General features: G+C 58.4%; 23 protein-coding genes and 1 tRNA gene. 12 read left to right on the plus strand and 12 right to left on the minus strand.

The window, feature by feature from the left end:
- Positions 1-8 precede the first annotated feature (8 nt).
- Positions 9-335 (minus strand): hypothetical protein, encoded by a 327-nt coding sequence (locus QDX22_RS11230; protein WP_110110796.1) that lies wholly within the window; start codon positions 333-335, stop codon positions 9-11.
- A 132-nt stretch (positions 336-467) separates the two neighbouring features.
- Here QDX22_RS11230 and QDX22_RS11235 point away from each other — a divergent pair, with 132 nt between their 5' ends.
- Together QDX22_RS11235 and QDX22_RS11240 are read left to right on the plus strand one after the other, a co-directional pair.
- A complete protein-coding gene (locus QDX22_RS11235) occupies positions 468-851 on the plus strand; it encodes a cold-shock protein (protein ID WP_110099418.1) in 384 nt (127 codons plus the stop codon).
- Positions 835-1,437 (plus strand): DUF3027 domain-containing protein, encoded by a 603-nt coding sequence (locus QDX22_RS11240; RefSeq protein ID WP_110101361.1) that lies wholly within the window; start codon positions 835-837, stop codon positions 1,435-1,437. The genes QDX22_RS11235 and QDX22_RS11240 overlap by 17 nt, the downstream gene beginning before the upstream one ends.
- 92 nt (positions 1,438-1,529) lie before the next feature.
- Here QDX22_RS11240 and serC read toward each other — a convergent pair whose 3' ends face one another.
- Positions 1,530-2,660 (minus strand): phosphoserine transaminase, encoded by a 1,131-nt coding sequence (serC, locus tag QDX22_RS11245; RefSeq protein ID WP_110099417.1) that lies wholly within the window; start codon positions 2,658-2,660, stop codon positions 1,530-1,532.
- Between the two features lie 236 nt (positions 2,661-2,896).
- Here serC and QDX22_RS11250 point away from each other — a divergent pair, with 236 nt between their 5' ends.
- The 5 genes from QDX22_RS11250 (at position 2,897) to QDX22_RS11270 (ending at position 8,542) form a co-directional block, all read left to right on the plus strand.
- On the plus strand, positions 2,897-3,634 hold the full coding sequence (locus tag QDX22_RS11250) for a metal-dependent transcriptional regulator (RefSeq protein WP_110099416.1): 738 nt from the start codon (positions 2,897-2,899) through the stop codon (positions 3,632-3,634).
- Positions 3,635-4,141: 507 nt separating this feature from the next.
- A complete protein-coding gene (locus QDX22_RS11255; protein ID WP_233242736.1) occupies positions 4,142-5,005 on the plus strand; it encodes a C40 family peptidase in 864 nt (287 codons plus the stop codon).
- Positions 5,006-5,087: 82 nt separating this feature from the next.
- Entirely contained in the window at positions 5,088-5,441 is a 354-nt protein-coding gene (locus tag QDX22_RS11260; RefSeq protein ID WP_110099415.1) for a hypothetical protein, read from the plus strand.
- Positions 5,438-7,315 carry an ABC transporter ATP-binding protein gene (locus QDX22_RS11265; protein WP_110099414.1) on the plus strand — a complete coding sequence of 626 codons (1,878 nt, stop codon included), beginning with the start codon at positions 5,438-5,440 and terminating at the stop codon, positions 7,313-7,315. Before QDX22_RS11260 ends, QDX22_RS11265 begins: the two co-directional genes overlap by 4 nt.
- Before the next feature lie 21 nt (positions 7,316-7,336).
- Complete coding sequence (locus tag QDX22_RS11270) at positions 7,337-8,542, plus strand: MalY/PatB family protein (RefSeq protein ID WP_110099413.1); 1,206 nt, start codon at positions 7,337-7,339, stop codon at positions 8,540-8,542.
- A 9-nt stretch (positions 8,543-8,551) separates the two neighbouring features.
- Here the strand turns inward: QDX22_RS11270 and QDX22_RS11275 are convergent.
- The 3 genes from QDX22_RS11275 to QDX22_RS11285 all read right to left on the minus strand — a co-directional run bounded on the left by QDX22_RS11275 (position 8,552) and on the right by QDX22_RS11285 (position 10,499).
- A tRNA-Arg gene (locus tag QDX22_RS11275) sits at positions 8,552-8,625 on the minus strand.
- 14 nt (positions 8,626-8,639) lie between these two features.
- Positions 8,640-9,224 (minus strand): hypothetical protein, encoded by a 585-nt coding sequence (locus tag QDX22_RS11280; RefSeq protein WP_110110798.1) that lies wholly within the window; start codon positions 9,222-9,224, stop codon positions 8,640-8,642.
- Positions 9,225-9,299: 75 nt separating this feature from the next.
- Positions 9,300-10,499, minus strand: coding sequence for an IS110 family RNA-guided transposase (locus QDX22_RS11285; protein ID WP_279717641.1), 1,200 nt, complete (start codon positions 10,497-10,499; stop codon positions 9,300-9,302).
- Between the two features lie 320 nt (positions 10,500-10,819).
- Here QDX22_RS11285 and QDX22_RS11290 point away from each other — a divergent pair, with 320 nt between their 5' ends.
- The 4 genes from QDX22_RS11290 (at position 10,820) to QDX22_RS11305 (ending at position 13,201) form a co-directional block, all read left to right on the plus strand.
- On the plus strand, positions 10,820-11,083 hold the full coding sequence (locus QDX22_RS11290; protein WP_110110256.1) for a hypothetical protein: 264 nt from the start codon (positions 10,820-10,822) through the stop codon (positions 11,081-11,083).
- A 76-nt stretch (positions 11,084-11,159) separates the two neighbouring features.
- Positions 11,160-11,609, plus strand: a complete 450-nt coding sequence (locus QDX22_RS11295) for an FAS1-like dehydratase domain-containing protein (protein ID WP_110097957.1) — start codon at positions 11,160-11,162, stop codon at positions 11,607-11,609.
- Between the two features lie 3 nt (positions 11,610-11,612).
- Positions 11,613-12,122, plus strand: a complete 510-nt coding sequence (locus QDX22_RS11300; protein WP_110100651.1) for a MaoC/PaaZ C-terminal domain-containing protein — start codon at positions 11,613-11,615, stop codon at positions 12,120-12,122.
- Positions 12,119-13,201 (plus strand): UDP-N-acetylmuramate dehydrogenase, encoded by a 1,083-nt coding sequence (locus tag QDX22_RS11305; protein WP_110100650.1) that lies wholly within the window; start codon positions 12,119-12,121, stop codon positions 13,199-13,201. The genes QDX22_RS11300 and QDX22_RS11305 overlap by 4 nt, the downstream gene beginning before the upstream one ends.
- Positions 13,202-13,306: 105 nt before the next feature.
- Here QDX22_RS11305 and asd read toward each other — a convergent pair whose 3' ends face one another.
- The 7 genes from asd to mshD all read right to left on the minus strand — a co-directional run bounded on the left by asd (position 13,307) and on the right by mshD (position 18,631).
- Positions 13,307-14,482: an aspartate-semialdehyde dehydrogenase gene (gene asd, locus QDX22_RS11310; RefSeq protein WP_110100770.1), complete on the minus strand. Its 1,176-nt coding sequence runs from the start codon at positions 14,480-14,482 to the stop codon at positions 13,307-13,309.
- A gap of 6 nt (positions 14,483-14,488) precedes the next feature.
- Positions 14,489-14,770 carry an NF038396 family protein gene (locus QDX22_RS11315; protein ID WP_221040954.1) on the minus strand — a complete coding sequence of 94 codons (282 nt, stop codon included), beginning with the start codon at positions 14,768-14,770 and terminating at the stop codon, positions 14,489-14,491.
- Complete coding sequence (locus QDX22_RS11320) at positions 14,763-15,398, minus strand: dihydrofolate reductase (RefSeq protein WP_110110257.1); 636 nt, start codon at positions 15,396-15,398, stop codon at positions 14,763-14,765. The genes QDX22_RS11315 and QDX22_RS11320 overlap by 8 nt, the downstream gene beginning before the upstream one ends.
- Positions 15,328-16,164, minus strand: a complete 837-nt coding sequence (locus QDX22_RS11325) for a thymidylate synthase (RefSeq protein ID WP_166769858.1) — start codon at positions 16,162-16,164, stop codon at positions 15,328-15,330. The genes QDX22_RS11320 and QDX22_RS11325 overlap by 71 nt, the downstream gene beginning before the upstream one ends.
- 69 nt (positions 16,165-16,233) lie before the next feature.
- On the minus strand, positions 16,234-16,587 hold the full coding sequence (locus tag QDX22_RS11330) for a GNAT family N-acetyltransferase (protein ID WP_110100648.1): 354 nt from the start codon (positions 16,585-16,587) through the stop codon (positions 16,234-16,236).
- A gap of 74 nt (positions 16,588-16,661) precedes the next feature.
- Positions 16,662-17,684, minus strand: a complete 1,023-nt coding sequence (locus tag QDX22_RS11335; protein WP_246840106.1) for an NUDIX hydrolase — start codon at positions 17,682-17,684, stop codon at positions 16,662-16,664.
- The gene (mshD, locus tag QDX22_RS11340; RefSeq protein WP_279672812.1) at positions 17,681-18,631 is read right to left on the minus strand and encodes a mycothiol synthase; all 951 of its coding nucleotides are present in this window, start codon (positions 18,629-18,631) and stop codon (positions 17,681-17,683) included. Before mshD ends, QDX22_RS11335 begins: the two co-directional genes overlap by 4 nt.
- Before the next feature lie 91 nt (positions 18,632-18,722).
- Here mshD and QDX22_RS11345 point away from each other — a divergent pair, with 91 nt between their 5' ends.
- The gene (locus QDX22_RS11345; protein ID WP_279674836.1) at positions 18,723-19,631 is read left to right on the plus strand and encodes a hypothetical protein; all 909 of its coding nucleotides are present in this window, start codon (positions 18,723-18,725) and stop codon (positions 19,629-19,631) included.
- The last annotated feature ends 5 nt before the right edge of the window (positions 19,632-19,636 follow it).

Below are 19,636 nucleotides of genomic sequence, written 5' to 3' on the forward strand. Positions count from 1 at the left end.
CGCGCAGGCTACCTGGTGTACTCAGATTGCTCGGATTGCTCATGGGCTCTTCGAGAGGTCCGGTTCCGGCGGAGAACAATCATGCCGACCAGATATACCAAGACAAGAATAAACCCAATCGGGAACCCATACAGGCCCATAAAGAACAGGAAGGGCGGCTCGTGGATATCGGTGAAATACACCACCACGATCGCCACCAACGAGATAAAGGAGGCCACGACGAGCACGACCCCGATGCAGAGAACGATCGGAAGCCATAGCGGTGCTCGCACGGGCTTGGCGCGCTGCACGGAGGCATGCTGAACGGTGTGGGGACTCTCAGACGAGGAGGGCATGTCGTCATTCTACGCCGGGGGCGATGAAGGCCCGAATGACGGGGCTCTTTTCAGCGGAATATTGCTGAAGCGGTTATCCTAGAGGTCAAGATTTGAGTTTCTTCCGCGAGCAAGGATGAAGAGAGAAGACCTATGCCAACTGGCAAAGTGAAGTTTTATGATGCCGAGAAGGGGTTCGGGTTCATTCGAACCGATGATGGTCAAGATATCCATCTGCCCTCCTCAGCCCTGCCTGCAGAGGTTAATAAGGTCCGAGCAGGGACCCGCGTCGAATTTGGCCTGGCCGAATCGCGACGGGGCCCGCAGGCACTGAGCGTGCAGTTTTTAGAAAAGACCCCGTCGGTGGTCAAAAATACCCGTCCGCATGCTCACGATATGGCCTCGGTGGTCGACGATCTGATCCGTCTGTTGGATCATGCCTCAACTGAATTGCGTAAAGGCAAGTACCCCTCCTCACACCAAGCCCAACGCATCGCGCAGGTGATGCGGAGAGTCGCCGATGATTTCGACGCCTAAGGTTGCTACTGACGAGACCGTTAATCCTGAAGACGGTACAGCGTTCCCGGTTTTCGGTCCACCGCGGCGCCGAATTCGTCGTCCCCGCCACGATGAGTTGCTCATAGAGGCCGTGGAGGTTGCCCGTAGCGCTCTGCTGGAGATCACGCACCCGGCCGAGCTGGGGGATCATCTCAGCGCGGAGATGGACGACGAACGACTAGCTACCCACCGGTTCGTTGCTCAGCTGCCGGGTTATCGCGGGTGGAACTGGTTCGTTACCGTGGCTCGCGCGCCGCGGTCGAAGACAATCACGGTGTGCGAGCTGGGACTACTACCCGGTGAAGATGCCCTATTGGCTCCAGAGTGGGTTCCCTGGGAGCAACGTGCCTCCGAAGAAGAACGTATTCGGCTCAAGGCCATTGCCGACGGGGAAGACCCGCAACAGGCCCTGAAAGCAGCCGGATTCGAGCCTGAGGCTGGGGGCACCGACGCCGAGCACTCAGATTCTGCGGACAAGCCTCGTCAGGACATCGCGCAGGACATAGAGGCCTCTCAGAAGCAATCCGAGGCCAAGGAGAAAAAGAAGAAAAAGAACAACGCATAACTTCTTCTTCTCACACGGTCTTTTTACACCAGAGTGGGCGGTGGTTGCTGCATCCAATGCAGCAACCACCGCCCACTCTGGTAATAGTAGCGTTATCGGATTTGGTCGATCACGTAGTCAATGCACTGTAGTATCTGGGCTACGTCGGTTGGCTCGATGGCTACGAAGGTAGCGATGCGCAACTGGTTGCGCCCGAGTTTACGATACGGCTCAACATCGACGACACCATTGGCTCGCAGTATGGAGGCGATGTGACCCGCATCGATCTCATCGATGAAATCGATGGTGGCAATCACCTGAGAACGGTCCTCCGGTTCGGCCACAAAGGGGGTGGCTACGTCACTGGCTTCGGCCCAGTGATAAATCTGCTCCGCAGACTCACGGGTCCTGGCTGTGGTAAATTCGAGGCCACCGTTGGCATTCATCCACTTGACTTGCTCATTCATGGTGATCAAGGTGGCCAACGCGGGGGTGTTGTAGGTCTGGTGCTTGCGAGAGTTATCCACGGCGGTTTTGAGATTTAGGAAGTCAGGAATCCACCGCCCGGAGTGTGCGATTTCATCGACACGTGCCAATGCGGCCGGCGAGAACAGTGCGCACCACAGGCCTCCATCGGAGGCGAAGTTCTTTTGCGGGGAGAAGTAGTAGACATCGACGTTGGTGATGTCTACCGGCAACCCACCGGCGCCCGAGGTTGCATCGATGAGAATCAGAGCGTCATCGTCGGCGCCTTGGACGCGTTCTACCGGTACGCAAACCCCGGTTGATGTTTCGTTGTGGGGCCAGGCGTAAACATCGACTCCGGGCTCAGCCTGAGGAACGGGGCGAGAACCCGGCTGTGCTGAGATGACGGTGGAGTCCTCTAGGAAGGGTGCCTTCGTGGTTGCTTTGGCGAACTTGCCACCGAATTCTCCGAACTCGAGGTGCTGTGCTTTGGAACGGATGAGGCCAAAGGTGGCCATATCCCAGAAAGCTGTTGCGCCACCGAGACCCAAGATGACCTCGTAGTCATCCGGCGCTTGGAACAGCTCTTTCAAACCGGCCTGGAGTTCTGCCACGAGGTTCTTCACTGGTGCCTGGCGGTGAGATGTTCCCATAACTGACTGGGAAGCATCAACAATCGCTTGAATTTGTTCAGGGCGGACTTTAGAAGGTCCTGCGCCGAATCGACCATCTCGGGGTAGTAGTTCTGCAGGGATAGTGATGTTGTCCTGAGTTGACACGCAGACTCCTATAAAAGATTGGCAGGCGTACACAGCTGGGCAACATTATCTTTTCATTCTTCTGCGCTTCATGCACCTCAACACCACGAAATGTTCAGATTATTGTGAGTTACTACATATAAAGGGAACACACTTTGGTCACTCGTTCTGATAGCTAGTATGGAAGGCGACATTGCGTGACCTCCCAGAGAGGGGCTCGGGGCGAGAACGCGTCAGGATGAGGGGTTAAGAGAAAAATGTCGGAGCTCATCGACACCACGGAGATGTATCTTCGGACCATCTACGAATTGCAGGAAGAAGAAATCGCGCCACTGCGAGCACGCATTGCTGAACGCCTTGAGCACTCTGGCCCGACCGTGTCTCAGACCATTAATCGGATGGAACGGGATGGACTGGTGGATCTTGGTGCGGACCGTAGAATCCGGCTGACTGACAAGGGATTGGCTATTGCCGCAAAGGTGATGCGTAAGCATCGCCTGGCTGAACGGTTGCTCTCTGATGTGATTGGACTTGAATGGCCCCAGGTTCATAACGAAGCGTGTCGGTGGGAGCACGTGATGAGTGATGAGGTGGAAGCTAAACTCCTCAACTTGCTACCTGAGGTCTCGACCTCTCCTTTTGGAATCCGGATCCCCTATGTCTCGGAGCTTGAGGGAGGTTCGGGTCATGAAGGCCCAGAAAACTATCCGGGGCAGCGACTGACGGATCTGCTTCGTTCGCACCGGACATTTCGCCTCTTGGTCATCACCGAAGCCATTCAAACCGATCACGGTTTGCTCAACCACTTCATGGCGGCCGGCATCGTCGTGGGCTCAGTATTCACCGCTGAACTTGATGACGGATATATCGACATCCAGGTGATTACTCCGGGCCAAGCTGTCACCGGTGCGACAGGGTACAGTCGCGAAGGTTTGGAAATCGTCGAAGAACTTGGGCAACACCTCAGAGTCGAGCCCGTGGATTCTGTTTCCTAAACCCCAGTTGCCCTCAGGCAACTTCGCAGTTCCACCCGCTCGATGATCATTAGGATCTCGAGCGGGTTTTGGGTTTATGTAGCGTTGATACGCGCACAGTGACAAAGATCTCGATAGTCAGATGTCAGTCAGCGCGTTAGGGAGCTCAGCCCAGGAAATCGCGCGCTGAAATCGCGCTCTTGGGCGTTATATCGCCGATGATTCAGAGGTTTTGCACAGGTATCCCGATCCCTTGACGATAAAAAGTCACAGAAAATAACGACCATAGATCCGCATGATCATGCGGATCTTGGCCCAGATTCTAGGCCTGTCCACAGTTTATCGTTATCTCAGCGTGACTTTTATAAAGGATTGATATACGCTGTACGAGGTACCGGAGACAACCGGTGTCCCTCGAAGGTCTAGCACCTTGAGCCCCGTGGCCTTTGGGGACAATGCAGTCGTAACTATTCATCATGACGGGGCAGAGCTTAAAAGCTCCGGATACTACGTGAGAGAGGTTCTCAAGTGTCGAAGCGTTCCACCGCCCGCCACCGCGCCACCCCTGCAAAGGGAGCTACCTTAGCCGCTTTGTCTCAGTCTGTGACGCAGAATGCTGGTAGCTTTGGTCGTCAAGCCGCTATTGTTGCTACCGCATCCGGCCTGGCTTTGACTTTCGTTCCGCAGGCAGAGGCCGCGCAGGCTTCCACCGCCCGCGAAACCTCGGTCCTGCCAGCCACCGGCGCTGACCTGGAACGTGCTTCTCAGAACGAGACCGTTACTGTTGACTCTGACGCTGAAATTGATCTTGGTCGCGTCCAAGTCACCTCCACACCGGCTCCAGAACCTGAAGTAGAAGAAGAAAACGACACCGAAGACGACACTGACTTCTCTGCTGTGACGTCCGCTGAGCAGTTTGACAGCTACAGCGACGACGAACAGGACACCCCCTCGTCCGAGACCTCCTCTTCTTCTGAATCCGAAGATAACGATGTCGAGACTGCTAGCGCAGAAACTCCTGAAGCACCGGAGAACGCAGCTTCTGGTGCTATGGGCCAGGTTGTCTCGGCTGCTTACTCCGGCATCGGGACCCCCTACGTCTGGGGCGGTAAGACCCCGGCCGGCTGGGACTGCTCGGGCTTCACGTCCTGGGCATACGCTCAGGCTGGTATCAGCATTCCCTCCTCGACCTCTGCCATCCTGGGCTCCGGCAAGTTCGTCCGCACCTCCAGCCCGCAGCCTGGCGACCTGGTTTTCCAGAACGGTGGTGGCCACGTGGGCATCTACGTTGGCAACGGCCAGATGATCGGCGCCCAGAATCCTTCCGTGGGCACTCTGCTCCACAGTGTGGACCGTAATCCGTTGATGGGCTACTACACCTACGTTGGCTAAGACCAACATTCTGCGTCTCGGATAAACTCCGAGCCTTTGACGACTGCAACATCAGGGCTTCCTCCACTCGGAGGAGGCCCTGATGTATTTCTATCCCGGGCGTACTGACAAAGGAGTCACGGTGTCACACATCCCACCCGTAGCCCACCAGTTCTCTCCGCAATGGGCCCACGCTCTGCTGCAGGCGTTAGAAATTGACCCCCGCATCGAGATCAATTCCGCGCAACTACATCAGATCAGCTGTGAACAACACTTACAGACCGCACCGGAGCATCTCACCTTGGGTTTCATTGCCGGCTATGCTGCCGGATTGGCTGAAGGTAGCCGACAAGCTGAGTTTCCCCAAACTCACCGTGCCAGCTTGCGCTATATTGCCAGGGTGCTACCCGAGATTCTGGCTACTGGCTCTCACAACGAGGGCGGGACGCGCTCATGAGCATGGACCGCGCTGCGCATTTGACCATGTTCCGGTTGCAACGCCACGCCGGACAATCGCACCCGGGGTTGCGCCCCGGCACGATCGCTCGATGCTTCAGATTCCTGGGTCGCTATCAACTACGAGTGCTTAGCTACGTGGCGGTGTCCATCTTGGGGGCGGCATTGACGATCGTCTCTCCCATCTTGGCCGGACGTGTGGTAGACGCTATCGTCGAAGGTCACAGCACCGAGGACGTAGGAACCGTGATCCGCCTGGCGCTACTCATCGCCGCGGTAGCGGTCGCCGAGGCCATACTTGCCGTACTCTCCCGCTGGCAATCTGCCTCGTTGGGCGAACGGGTCATTTTCGACTTACGTACCCAGGTTTTTGATCACATCCAGACCATGTCGGTCGCCTTTTTCACCCGGGCTCGGACCGGTTCACTGGTTTCGCGGGTCAATAACGATGTCTTAGGCGCGCAAACCGGTATTGCCCGAACCTTTCCAACCGTGGTGATGAATGTCGTCACCCTGATTTTGACCCTAATCGTTATGCTGACCACCTCGTGGCAGATCACAGTACTGGCTCTGGTTCTTTTGCCCATCTTCTTACTGCCGGCACGCGCACTGGGGAACCGACTGGCAGCACTGACCCGGGCGCGAGCCGATCACCAAGCTGCCATGGGATCACACATGACCGAGGACTTCTCCGCGGCAGGCTCCACCTTGATTAAGCTCTTCGGCGACGCCGAGAAACAATCGGCGCGCTTTCGCAGCCGCGCTGATCGAGTCCGTGGCTCAGGGGTGGAGATCTCGATCTGGCAGTCGGTGTTTACCACACTGCTCACTCTGGTTTCCGCACTGGCGTTGGCCGCCGTCTATGGCATCGGTGGGTGGCAGGCTATCGTCGGTGATCTCAATGCCGGCGAGGTCGTCACCATGGCGTTGCTACTGACTCGGCTCTACACGCCGCTGACCGGCCTGGCCACTGCCCGGGTGGAGCTTATGAGCGCACTGGTGAGCTTTGACCGGATCTTTGAGATTCTCGACCTCACCCCCTACGTGCTCGATCCGGAACACCCCAGAACAATCCCGGCCGGTCCAATACAGGTCGTCGTAAAAGACGTGGACTTTTGGTACCCCCGGGCCTCGGATGTGTCTTTGGCTTCTCTGGAAGATGTTGCCCAGCTCCATGATGAAACCCCGCACCAGGTGTTGCACCAGATTAGTTTCGAGCTCAAACCGGGAGAGACCGTGGCGTTGGTGGGCTCGTCCGGAGCCGGCAAATCCACTATCGCTTCCCTGCTGGGCCGGCTTTACGACCCGGTTGCCGGGTCCATCACCTTCAACGGCATGGACCTGCGGGATACTTCACAGGCCCAGGTCCATTCCCGGATGGGAATGGTGACTCAGGATGCACACTTACTCCACGACACCATCCGCAGGAATCTCACCCTCGATGTGCACGAGTCCACCGATGAGCAACTACTCGACGTGCTCGAACGGGCCCAACTAGGCCAGCTGATGTCCCAGCTACCTCATGGGATCGACACTGTGGTGGGCGACCGAGGGTACCGACTCTCCGGTGGCCAACGGCAACGCCTGGCCATCGCACGGGTACTACTGGCCCAACCCGATCTGGTGGTGTTGGATGAAGCCACCGCCTCGCTGGATTCCACGTCCGAACAAGCTGTCCACGCTGCCTTGGATGAAGTGCTGACCGGTCGGAGCGCGGTGGTGATCGCCCACCGGCTGTCCACCGTGGTTTCGGCTCACCACATTCTGGTGGTCGAAGATGGCCACATTATTGAGCGCGGAACCCATTCCCAGCTAGTGTCAGCCCACGGACGATACGCTGAGTTATATCGAACTCAATTTGCCACCGACGACTAGTCACAGAAAGCGGTGAGATAGATGCCACGTTTCGCCGATCTCGATGCTATTACCGAAGAACAACTACGCGCTACCGGCGCCACCAAATGGGTGCACCCCGATCGCGCCATTGGTGCCTTTATGGCAGAAATGGACTTCGGCACCGCCCCCGAAATTACCGCTTCGTTGGTTCGCGAGGTGCAACGCGGTCGTTTCGGATACCTGCCACAGGACCTTGCCGAGTCGTTAGGGGAGGCCGTGGCTCAGTGGCAAGCTAAGCGTTATGGCTGGCAGGTCGATCCGGCCGATGTCCACCCGGTCGCCGATGTGATTACCGCCTTTCGGGCCGCTATCGAACGCTTCACCACCCCGGGTTCCCCAGTGATCATCCCGACACCGGCCTACATGCCTTTCCTCCGCATGGCGCGGAGCTTGGACCGGCCCATCATTGAAGTACCGATGCTGACCGAGGTGAACGAACAAGGCCATCTGGTCTATACCCACGATCTGGACGGCATCCGCCAGGCCTTTGGTGCCGGTGGTGAAATTCTCGTGGTGTGCAACCCTCATAACCCCACCGGTCGGATCTTGACCCGCGAGGAGCTCACCGATCTCGCAGCGGTAGTCACCGCAGCGAATGGGCGGGTTTTTGCCGATGAAATCTGGGCTCCGCTGATCTACGATGAGTCACCACACATCCCCTATGCCTCGGTGTCACCGGCTGCTGCCCAACACACCATCACCGGTTCTGCTGCTTCCAAAGCCTTCAATCTCCCCGGCCTGAAATGCGGTCAGTTGATCACCGCGAATCTCACCGACCGCAACCACTTCAACGCCACCGGTTACTTTGACCGCCACGGGGCAGCCAATCTCGGTGCGGCCGCAACCGTTACCGCACTGACCGACCCGGCGGCTGCCGCCTGGCTCGACGATATTGTGGCCTACTTACAGCGCAATCGAGATGAGTTGATTCGATTCGTGGACGAACGACTGACACGTCATGGTGTGCGGGTTACCGAGATTTCCGGGACCTATATCGCCTGGTTGGACTTTAGCCAGACCGTGCTGGCCGGCCAGCCCACCTCGGTGGCCCGACAGCTGGTGAAAACCGCCGGGGTACAGCTCACCGACGGTGCTCACTGCGGTGAGGCCGGCATCGACCACACTCGCTTGGTGATGGCCATGCCACACCCGATACTGCAACGGGCCCTAGAACAGATCGAGAAGGCCCTGCAACGGGCCGAATAAAACGACAAGTCCCCCCGACTGGAGTCGAACCAGCGACCTACCCTTTAGGAGAGGGTTGCTCTATCCTGCTGAGCTACGGGGGGGATGCGGTACTACTCTAACGTACCGCTACCGGCTCTGAAGCGCGGGTGGAGGTCACGATCTTGCGGAAAATTGCCACGATCACACCCACCGCGAGCAATACCAACAGCACCCACCGGCCGATGGTCAACGCGGAGGCCAACGATACAGCCTGTTGTGTCACCTCGTGCAAGGCCCGCTCGATCGCGATGTTCTCCCACATATCGACCACAGCAAAGACCACACCGGTGGCGATCATCACCGCCCGTGGCACCCACGACCGCAGGGCCCAGAAAGCAACCACCACGGCCAACAGGGCCACCAAGACCGGAAAAATCACCCCGGCGGTCTTGTGGGTCCAGTTTAGTTGTCCCAGTGCCGGATCATCCATTGCCGTCGCGACAGCCTCAACCTCGTCGAGACGGTAGCCAAAAGGGCGGTGGTCCAACATCGGCATCCCACCGGTGAGCTGGCGCATCTGGTTCAGCGCCAAGACGTGATAATAAAAGCCCATGAAGATCACCGTGCCCGCCAGGGCCAGCACCAACATCCCCGGGGAGGACTGCGGTTGCTCAGCAACCGGTTGCGCGGTGGCAGTGGGTCGGTTCTGGGTGTTGCCCACGAAACGTTTTCCTCCTCGTACAGTGACTGACCGTCACGGGGTGCGTTGCAGTGCGGGGTGCTTCTATCGTTTTCGTCAAGCTGCTGGGGCTAGTTGGGCTGGTCGAGATTCGTAGAAGGTACCGTCTCTGAGCATCGCGAACAGGACGTCAGTTCTTCGACGGGCTAGGGCGATGACGGCTTGGTTGTGACGTTTCCCTTCGGCGCGTTTCTTGTCGTAGTAGGCCCGCGAGGCGGGGTCGCCTTTAATCGAAGCAAAGGCAGACAAGAACAGCACTCGTTTGAGGACTTTGTTGCCGCGCCGAGATGGGGATTCTCCACGAATGGAGGTGCCGGATTGGCGGGTCACGGGTGCGATGCCAGCATATGAAGCTAGGTGTGCTGCGGATTTGAAGTCTTTGCCGACGACTTCGGTGAGGATGCGTGCGGCTGTCCTGACCCCGATGCCTGGCATGGAGGTCAGGACTTCGGTAAGAGGGTGCGCATCAACGACTTTCAAGATCTCTGTTTCGATATCTGTTCGTTGTTGGGTCAGCTGTTGAAGTTGAGCCGCCAACCGCCCGACGATGTGTTCAGCAGCGTGCGTGCCAGTCACGATGGTGGTTTGTTCAGCTAGCGCGGCAAAGATCTCGTCGGTGAGTCGCGCCGCCATTCGGGGCGCTAATTTCTTTAACCGGGTTCTGACATGTCCTCGCCCGGCGCGCTGCAAAGCGGCCGGAGTTGGATACCTACCCAGCAAATCTACCACGGCCGGGTGGGCCAGCCTGGGTCCAAGCACCCGTTCCAGCGTTGGGTGAATCTGGGTCAATAATCCTCGCAGCCGGTTGCGGACTTGGGTCAGTTGCGCGGCGAGATCGTCATCAAAACCACACAGCATCGATAGTTCTGCAATCCGCTCCTCAGCCACGGTGATGCCGCGCAATGTGTGGGGCATGGTGCGCGCTGTTTCAGCAATTATGTAGGCATCTCGGGCATCCGTTTTAGCCTGGCCCGGATGTAAATCGGCCACCCGGCGCATCGTCAATCCTGGTAGGTAGGCGACTTGGATCCCGAGTTGTTGGGCAACCGCGATCACTAACGCGCCGATGGTTTTGGGCTGATCTACCACAACCAACAGCTCACCGTATTTGGCCGCAAGATCTTTCAACAGCTCCTGAATCTTTGGTTCAGATTGCGGCAATGGCTTGTCATATACAACCTTGCCATCGTGGTTGACAGCGGTGGCATGATGGTCGGACTTGCCGACGTCGATTCCAAGAAACACTTGAGGTTCCATCGGGTACCTTCTTTGACTCGTTCCACTAAAAGACCAGGTCACCGATGGCCCGTCCGCTCACAACCACGTTACAAGGGCCCGCAAGTTCCAAGAGCGTGCTTCTATTAGCGATCCGAACGAACCAGACCGGTTCCGGTGACAACACCCCCCGGATTATGGTCAACTGGGGGCAAACATCATGCCGGAACCAGCCGGCTCCCTACACTGCATATCCTGCCGGAAAACAGTGACACCTAAAAGGTAACGGGGGACCGCTGTCGGTGCCGGTCGCGTGGGCAACATATGCGGCTAGGGTCATCCGAACCGGAATAATGGATGCTATGGCAGACAATCCACGTGGCGGGTATAACCCGTGGGAGACCGGATCCACGGTGTACCGACGCGCGCTTCTGAGTGGGATGGCGGTCCTGGGACTGGGGATTCTCCTGGCCATTATTGGCGCTATTGCTCAGGTGATGGTGATCTCCTGGATTGCGCTGGGCGTCATCGGGTTGGGACTTGTCATTCACCTCTTTGCGCAGTGGACTCGTTTTCGCCAAGCTCAGCGCGACCGTGATCAGCGCGGGGGAGTACCCCGTAACTGAGTACTTCTCGCGGTGCTGGGTAGACTGGGATCATTGCGTGCGGACTGTTTTGACAAGTTGAGAGGACGAACGATTCGTGAGTTCACCGATCACCGGCCGTGAATACCCGGCTGTAGGACCGTATCTCGTCGCCAGGGAAAAGATTCGCGACTTTGCTTTGGCCACCAAAAACACCCACCCCGTCCACCGTGAGGTGCAGGCGGCGCAGCAGGCTGGCTATGCGGACCTGGTGGCGCCACCGACTTTTTTGGTGACGTTGGCTCAACGTGCCGAAGCTGCAGTGTTGGCGGATCCCGAGGCAGAGATCGATTTCTCCCGGGTGGTTCACGCCGATGAACGCTTCAGCCTATCCCGTCCTATTGTGGCCGGTGACGAGTTGTTCGCCCGCGCCACGGTTGCCTCGGATAAAGCACTGGGTGGACACCGGATGGTGACCACCGAAACCGTGGTGACCGATGCCACCGACACGCAGGTAGCCACCGTGCGCTCCAGCCTGCTGGTGCGTGCGGTAGATGAGGAGGCCTAAGCGATGACCACGTCACCACAAGCACAACCAGCACTGCCGGTCGTCTCCGAGCTGTCCCCAGGAGACATCATCTCTGAAACCACCGTGGAACTGCGCCGGGCCGATTTGGTGCGCTACGCTGGAATTTCCGGTGATGCCAACCCGATCCACTGGTCCGAGGAGACCGCCCGGGCCTCTGGACTGCCCGGCGTGATCGCTCACGGGATGCTCTCGATGGGCACCGCGGTGGATCTGGTCAGCCACTGGTGCACCGATCCCGGTCGTATTCTGGACTACCAATCCCGCTTTACGTCCATGGTGCCCGTTGCTGAGACCACCCCGGAAGCAGACCCCACCCAGCCCTTTACCACCGGCCCGGCCGGAGCTCGCCTGGCCATTACCGCCAAGGTCGGTGCCGTCACCGCAGACACTGGGGTGGTCCGTATTGATCTGGTCGTCACCAACCCTGACGACGGTGACAGCAAGGTGCTCACCAAAGCACAGGTGCTCGTGCAACTGGATCCTGTGGCATGAGCCCGTCGCCGATCACGCTTGCTGAGCTGACCACCTCTCGGGTCGGCGGCCCGGCGCAGAGCCTCATCCGTGCAGAGACTGAAGACCAGCTTATTCAGGCCGTTACCGCCGCCGATGCGGCCCATCAGCCACTTCTGGTGCTCGGCGGTGGCTCCAATCTGCTGGTGGCCGATCGGGGATTCCCCGGAACCGTCGTGCAGATTTGCACCCGGGGCATCGACACGTTGCAGCAACACGATGACTATACGGTTGTGCGCGTGGCTGCCGGAGAAACCTGGGATGACTTTGTGGCCTATACCGTCGAACAAGGCCTCAGCGGAGTCGAAACGCTCTCCGGGATTCCCGGGTTGGTTGGGGCCACTCCGGTCCAGAACGTCGGTGCCTATGGGGCCGATATTTCCGAATCGTTGCAACGCATCCGGGCTTTGGACCGAGAAACCCACCGCGTGGTGGAACTGGCCGCCGATGAGCTGGACTTCGGATACCGGGACTCGGTCATCAAGCGGAGCCTGCACGACGCCCTGGCCGGGACACGAGTCGAGCACGACGCTTCACCACGGTGGATTGTGCTCAGCGTGGATTTTCACCTGAAACACACCGGAGAAAACGCTGCGGTCCGATACGGGCAACTGGCCAAAGCGCTTGATGTCGAGCTGGGCAGTCACGCCGGACTCCACCGGATCCGTGAGGAAGTGATCCGACTGCGCACGGGCAAAGGGATGGTCTTGGACCCGGCCGACCACGATACCTGGTCCACCGGCTCGTTCTTCACCAACCCGATTGTGCCTGTCGAACGGACTACTCATCTGCCCGAGGCCGCCCCGAGATTTGGTGCCGGTGATGGGATGGTAAAACTCTCGGCAGCCTGGTTGATCGACCACGCGGGATTCCACAAAGGCTTTCACCTCGACCACGGGCGGGCTTCACTGTCGACCAAGCACACTCTGGCGCTGACCAACCGGGGAGAGGCCAGCACCGAGGACCTGCTGGAGGTTGCCCGCACGGTGCGTGATGGAGTGCTGGACCACTGGGGTATTGAGCTACGTCCGGAACCTGTGTTGGTGGGTGTGACCTTCTAAGAGTGCTCCCAGACAGGGTCTTAGAGGACTGGCCCACGCTCTACTGACACCACAGCGGGGCCTAACTCGCAACAAAAGGTTTAGCCCCACTGTGGTTGGCGGCGTTTAGAGGTTACCGGTGGCAATCATCAGCATCCGGCGCACCGGTTCGGCGGCGCCCCAGAGCAACTGGTCGCCGACCGTGAAGGCCGACAGGTACTCCGGCCCCATCTGCATCTTCCGCAACCGGCCCACCGGGATAGTCATATCCCCGGAAGCTGCGACGGGAGTCAGCTCTTGCATGGTCGCTTCCTTGGTGTTGGGCACGACCTTGGACCACGGGTTGCTTTGCTCGATCAGATCGGTGATCTCATCCAGGGGAACATCACGGGTCAGCTTTAGGGTCAAGGCCTGCGAGTGGCTACGCAACGCACCGATCCGCACACAAATCGAATCAAAAGGGATGCGCTCGGACTCGGCGGTCCGTCCCAAGATCTTATTGGTCTCAGCGCCACCCTTCCACTCTTCGCGGGAGACACCGCCGTCCAGCTCGGAGTCAATCCATGGGATCAACGAACCGGCCAGGGGTACCTCGAACTCGGTGGTATCCATGGACCCGTCGCGCTGGGAGGCCAAGACCTTGCGGTCAATCTCCAAAATGGCCGAAGACGGATCAGCTAATTCATCGGCCACTGACTGGTGCAGGGTGCCGAAACCGGAGAGCAACTCGCGCATGTGCTTAGCGCCGCCGCCGGAGGCTGCTTGGTAGGTCATCGCGGTGCCCCACTCAATGAGCCCTGCGGTAAAGAGGCCACCGAGGCCCATCAGCATGCAGGACACCGTACAATTACCGCCAATAAAGTCTCTGATACCGTCGCGCAAACCGGCGTCGATGGCGGGCCGGTTGATGGGGTCCAGCACGATCAACGAGTCAGCGCTCATCCGCAAGGTGGATGCGGCATCAATCCAGATGCCGTCCCAGCCGGTTTCACGCAGCTGCGGGTGGACCTTCTTGGTGTAGTCACCACCCTGCGTGGTGATGATGACCGGAAGCTTTGCTAGCGTCTGGATATCGTAGGCGTCTTGCAGGACACCGTTGTCTTCAGCGGAAGAAAAGCTCGGGGCCGGCGCACCGGGAGAAGATGTGGAGAAGAAGACGGGATTCAGTTTGGAGAAGTCCCCTTCTTCTTGCATCCGTTGCATCAGGACTGACCCCACCATGCCACGCCATCCGACGATTCCTACCGTCTGGTTCTGCGCGGGGTCAGCATGTTGGAATTGTTGTGCATCATCTACGGTCATGCTCATCTATTCTACCGACTGGGATGGCGAGGAACTGTGGGAAAAATTACGTTTTCGGGCCGTATAGGCCCAAATACCCAGGGCAAGAAATGCCTGGGTGGGAATCAGAATGAAAATCACTCCGGCGATGGTTCGTTCGGTCAAGATCAGCACCAGTCCCATCCCGGCGCTGACGACGGCGAGAATGGGAGCAGCGATCAAGGCCAAAAAGGTCAGCACCTGGGCCCTATCTGTTGTCGTCCCCGGGTCCGTGGAGTGCGTGGATGAGGAGGTGTCGTGCTCAGCCATCAGCAGTGGTCCTTTCCCAGAGTTCAAACCGGTAGTCCACTCCAGACCGGGAACGGTGCCACTGCTCGGGGTTTTCGGGATCGGCCTGGGTCAGGTGCCAGGCTTCATCGAGTTCAGGCGCTTTAGTGTCTCCGCCAACGTTGACGCGAAGCAGGGAACGTTGGATGAGGTCTGCACGGTGTAGCAACGCCACATAGAGGGTTGCTCCGCCGATGATCCAGACTTCTCCGTTCTCGGCGCGCTCGATGGCGGCATCCAGCGCCGCGTCGAGGTCGGTGAACACACTGGCACCTGACGCCTCGTCGGGGTCCAGAGACGAGGAGACCACGATATTATCCCGGTTCGGCAACGGGCGGAACTTTTCGGGGAACGACTCCCAGGTGCGACGTCCCATCACCACCGGGTGGCCGGTGGTGACACGTTGGAAGTGTTTGAGATCTTCCGGAACGTCCCAGGGCATGCCCCCTTGATCGCCGATGATCCCGGTGGAGGTTTGGGCCCAGATCATCCCGATCCGTGGGCGCTGAGGTGTCGATGGGGTTTCGGTTGAGATGTGATCAGACTGCAACGGGAGCCTTAATGGTCGGGTGGTGCTGGTAATCGAGGAGTTCAAAGTCCTCGAACTCATAGCTGAACAAGTCCTGCGGTGTTCGCCGGATCCGCACCCGCGGGTACGGGTAGGGCGCCCGGGTGAGCTGTTCTTTCACCTGGTCCACGTGATTGGTGTAAATGTGGGTGTCACCGCCAGTCCAGATGAATTCACCGGGTTGGTATCCCAACTGGTCGGCGATCATCAGCGTCAGCAATGAGTATTCCGCAATGTTGAATGGGACTCCCAAGAACATATCGGCCGAGCGCTGGTACAGCTGGCAGGACAGCACTGGGGTCGAACCGTCAGCCGTCGGAGCGACATAAAACTGGAAGAGTGCGTGACAGGCCGGAAGCGCCATTTCGCTGAGCTGTCCCGGGTTCCATGCGGTCACCACGTGCCGACGGGAGTCCGGGGACGTTTTCAGATTCTGCATCAGCTGGCTGATCTGATCAATGGTCTCGCCACTGGGAGTGGGCCATGATCGCCACTGGACACCGTAGACCGGCCCCAAATCGCCGTTTTCATCGGCCCATTCATTCCAGATGGTCACGCCACGTTCTTGCAACCACCGCACATTGGATTCACCACGCAGGAACCACAGCAGCTCGAGCACCACGGACTTGAAGTGGACCCGTTTAGTGGTGATCAACGGGAACGAGGAGCTCAAATCGAACCGCATCTGACGTCCGAACACCGAATAGGTGCCGGTTCCGGTGCGATCGGTTTTGGCGGTTCCATGCTTCAGAACATCGGCCAAAAGGTCCTCGTAGGGCGTGACAATATCCTCAGCTGACGCAGACACGTCGGTAGCCTCTTCCTGAAGGTTATGGGGTGTATTGGGAGGTGTGCTGAAATCGGTTTATCGTCGGTGTCAGTCAACGACCATGTCTTGATATTCCGGGTAGCGTTGCAAGTAACGGTCAATATAGGAGCAACTGGAGATGACCTGCACGTGATCTTTACGCAATTGATCTAACACCATGGTGACCAGGGCGCGTGCGTACCCCTGGCGCCCATATTTTTCGGAGATGATGGTGTGTTGCAGGTGCAGGACTTCACGGCCATTCTCATCGGTAGAGGGGTTTACACTGAATCCGAGAAAGCCGATGAATTCGCCGTTGTCCCACAGCTCAAACCGATCATTGGACTCAGACAATCTGATGGTTGCTCCAGGATGGACGTTCTTGGCCGGTTGGTTCTCGGATCCGGGCTGTACCTCAGTCATCTCAGTTTCCTCACTCCGAATAGTTCTTGTCCTGAATCCTACCGGCATGTCCCCGGCAGACGTCACTATCTGCGTTAAAGGTCGTAGGAATCGTAGATCTCGACGGACACAATACGTAGCTGGCGATCCACGGCCTGATGCACCACAATCACCGCGCCAGGGCTAACGTAGGGGTTGTCCGTTGGCAGGGCGTTGAGTAACCGGTCTCGTAGGTCTTTAGACTCGGCGTACTTTTTGAGGTGTGCCTTGATAGCCTCAAAAATACGCGGGAAAACGGGCCGATGAGTGCAGATGACCCGCGGGCGGTTCTTACCAAGTTGCGCCAGGAACTCTTTGGTGGCTTTCGATGCCTTCTTACCGGCTTGCTTTTCGGTGAGAATATCGCGTTGTTTGACGTTTCGCTTAGCCTGCTTGGCGAAAGGCGCCACAGTCTGCATGCAACGGACCCAGGGCGAGGAGATCACTCGCTGTGGCGACCAGGCCTCCAGCAGGCGTTTTACGGTCCAGGCCTGACGACGCCCGGTGGCCGCCAGTGGGCGTTCCGATTCGGCCCGCGACCAGCTGGAGCGTGGTTTGGCTTTGGCGTGACGTAAAAACAGGCAGGGACGCGTTCTCAACGTCTTATTCTCGAATGCTTCAACCAGGGCGTCGAGAGGCTGGTGGTCATTGTCATTGGTCAACCGTTGACGAGCCTGCTCTACGGAAAGCCATTCCACCCGATCGACTTCACCCTGATCAGCACGGGGCTGCTGCGTGGTGACTTCAGCCGCCCAGTACCAGACTTCTTTTGACTTTCCCTCCACCTGGTACCGGATGATCGGCAGAGGGATGCCCAACTCGACGTCGAGATTAATCTCCTCTCGTGTTTCGCGAATCGCGCACTCGGGTAGAGTCTCCTCCTCATCGAGTTTGCCTTTGGGCCACGACCAGTCGTCGTACCGGGGACGGTGAATTAATAAGACTTCGAGCGCGCCACGCTCGCAACGCCAAGGGAGGATTCCACAGGCGACGATGTCAGATGCTGGACCGGGATCTTCCACCGCAGATGAGGTACGTTGAGCGGTGAGATCCTGAATATATTCGGCTACCGAACTCACGAATCATTCTCCTGGACATGATGTCGGGACGTCGTCGACGAAAACATGACATCGACATTCTCCACAGAAAACCCTAACGAGTCATACAATTTTGTCGCGGGTGTATTGTCCGCATCGACATAGAGCACCAAATGAGTGAGACCATTTTCGACAAGATGGTTCATCCCGCGTGCGGTGAGTGCTCGTCCCAGTCCGCTACCTTGAGCCTCGGGGGAAACACCGACGGCATAAACCTCTCCGGACTCAGCACCGGGAACCACCTTCGTCCAGTGAAATCCCGCCATGTCTCCGGTATCTTCCTGCTCAGCCACAAAAAACCCATCAGCGCTGAACCAGTCCTGTTTCATCCGTGACTGCAGATCCTGAAGGGTCATTTTGCCCTGCTCGGGATGATCCACGAAGGCCGCGGCGTTCACCTCGAGCCAGGCACGCTCATCCTGGTCGGGTACGAAGGTCCGGAACCGATAACCTTGCGGCGGGTGATCTGGCCAGTGGGACCCTTCAGAGCCGATGAGCCCCATCCGCCACAGCTCACGGACCGGGGCAAGACCATACCGCTGGGCCAAAATATTCGCAGCTTCGTGATTGCCGTGACTCCAGGCGGTCACCAGCGCGTCGGCGGGCGCGTTTTGCTGAAGATACGAGGCGATTTTATCCGCCACAGCACAGCCGAGACCGCGCTCGCGTTCTTGGGGATGAACCACCATCTCCACGAGATATGGGTTCTCAGCGTTTCCCTGGCCAACCAGTGCCGCCGCGACCGCCCATCCAGGATGAGAGGTAGAGTCCGCGGTGAACACCACAGCTCGACCGCTACGGATCTCGACCCAGGTTTGATCAGAAAATGGCTCATTATTATCTGCGCGAAGCCCCAGGGCTGCCAAGGCCTGAAGATAACTGAGCTCTTGGGAATTAAGATCGTGGTCACGCACCTGCAGGGAGTTCATAGCCTCCACAGTACCGGTGTCCGCCTGCAGGCCAAAGTTTGCTGAGACACGAAATCCCGGCGAGAGTCCGAGGCCATGACAGAATGAAAACGTGCGTTTAATATATGCGGCTTTAGGAACCTTACTGGCGGGTGCGGGTCTCTCCCTGGCTGTGCTGATGACCAACGACGTGGCCCGGTGGGCTGTGCCCGGGGTTGTCACCGTCCTGGTTATTGTCTTCAGCGTGGGTCTTGCTCGACTCGTCAAGGGACGTTTGACAGTGCTGCTCATCGCCGTGATTGCCGCCGTGGGGATGATCTCCACCTGGTTATTGGCCCTGTTGCCTGAGGACACCCGGTTCAGCGGGAATTATTCCTTCGAGATGGCACGCCCGGACCTTTGGATGGCCCCGGTGGCGATCACCTTATCGCTGGGCCTGATCGCGCTGTTCGTCACCGAATTAATCGCGGGACCGCAAAATGGAAACCGTCCGCCACGTCTGGGACTGGCAATCGTGTCGATCTCCATCATGGCCGCGACCGGACTGTGGTCGCTGATTGCCCGCATGGACGTTGACCGGATCCTGCGCTACGCCGGTTACGGAGCCGAGATCGAGGCCACCCAACAAGTTGGGGGCCTGAACTGGTTGGCTTTCACCGCACTCATCGGCGTGATGGTGGCCGGTGTGGTCTCGCTGTTTCCCATCCAACGTTTTCTTGCTAGTGCCCTAGGGATCGTGGCAGGTATCGCCGCCACCACCGCGTTGCAGCTGCCTCACCCGCTGGTACTTTCTGTTCCTACCGTCATTGCCGCCGGGGTCGGAGCCTTGATGGTCGTACTGGTTCACCACATGGTGTATGTGCTGGGTCGGCGCACCACCGCCGAACTCCAGTCCCTGGGCGCACCCCCCATCGAAATCCGCGATGCACCGGTGTCGGCGATCGCAGTGGGCATGGTTCCCGTGCTGGGGCTGGGCATCCTGCTGTATTTCACCGTCTGGGTAGTGCCCGCATTGATCTAAAAGCC

The sequence above is a fragment of the Auritidibacter ignavus genome (assembly GCF_029853775.1).
Lineage (GTDB): Bacteria > Actinomycetota > Actinomycetes > Actinomycetales > Micrococcaceae > Auritidibacter > Auritidibacter ignavus.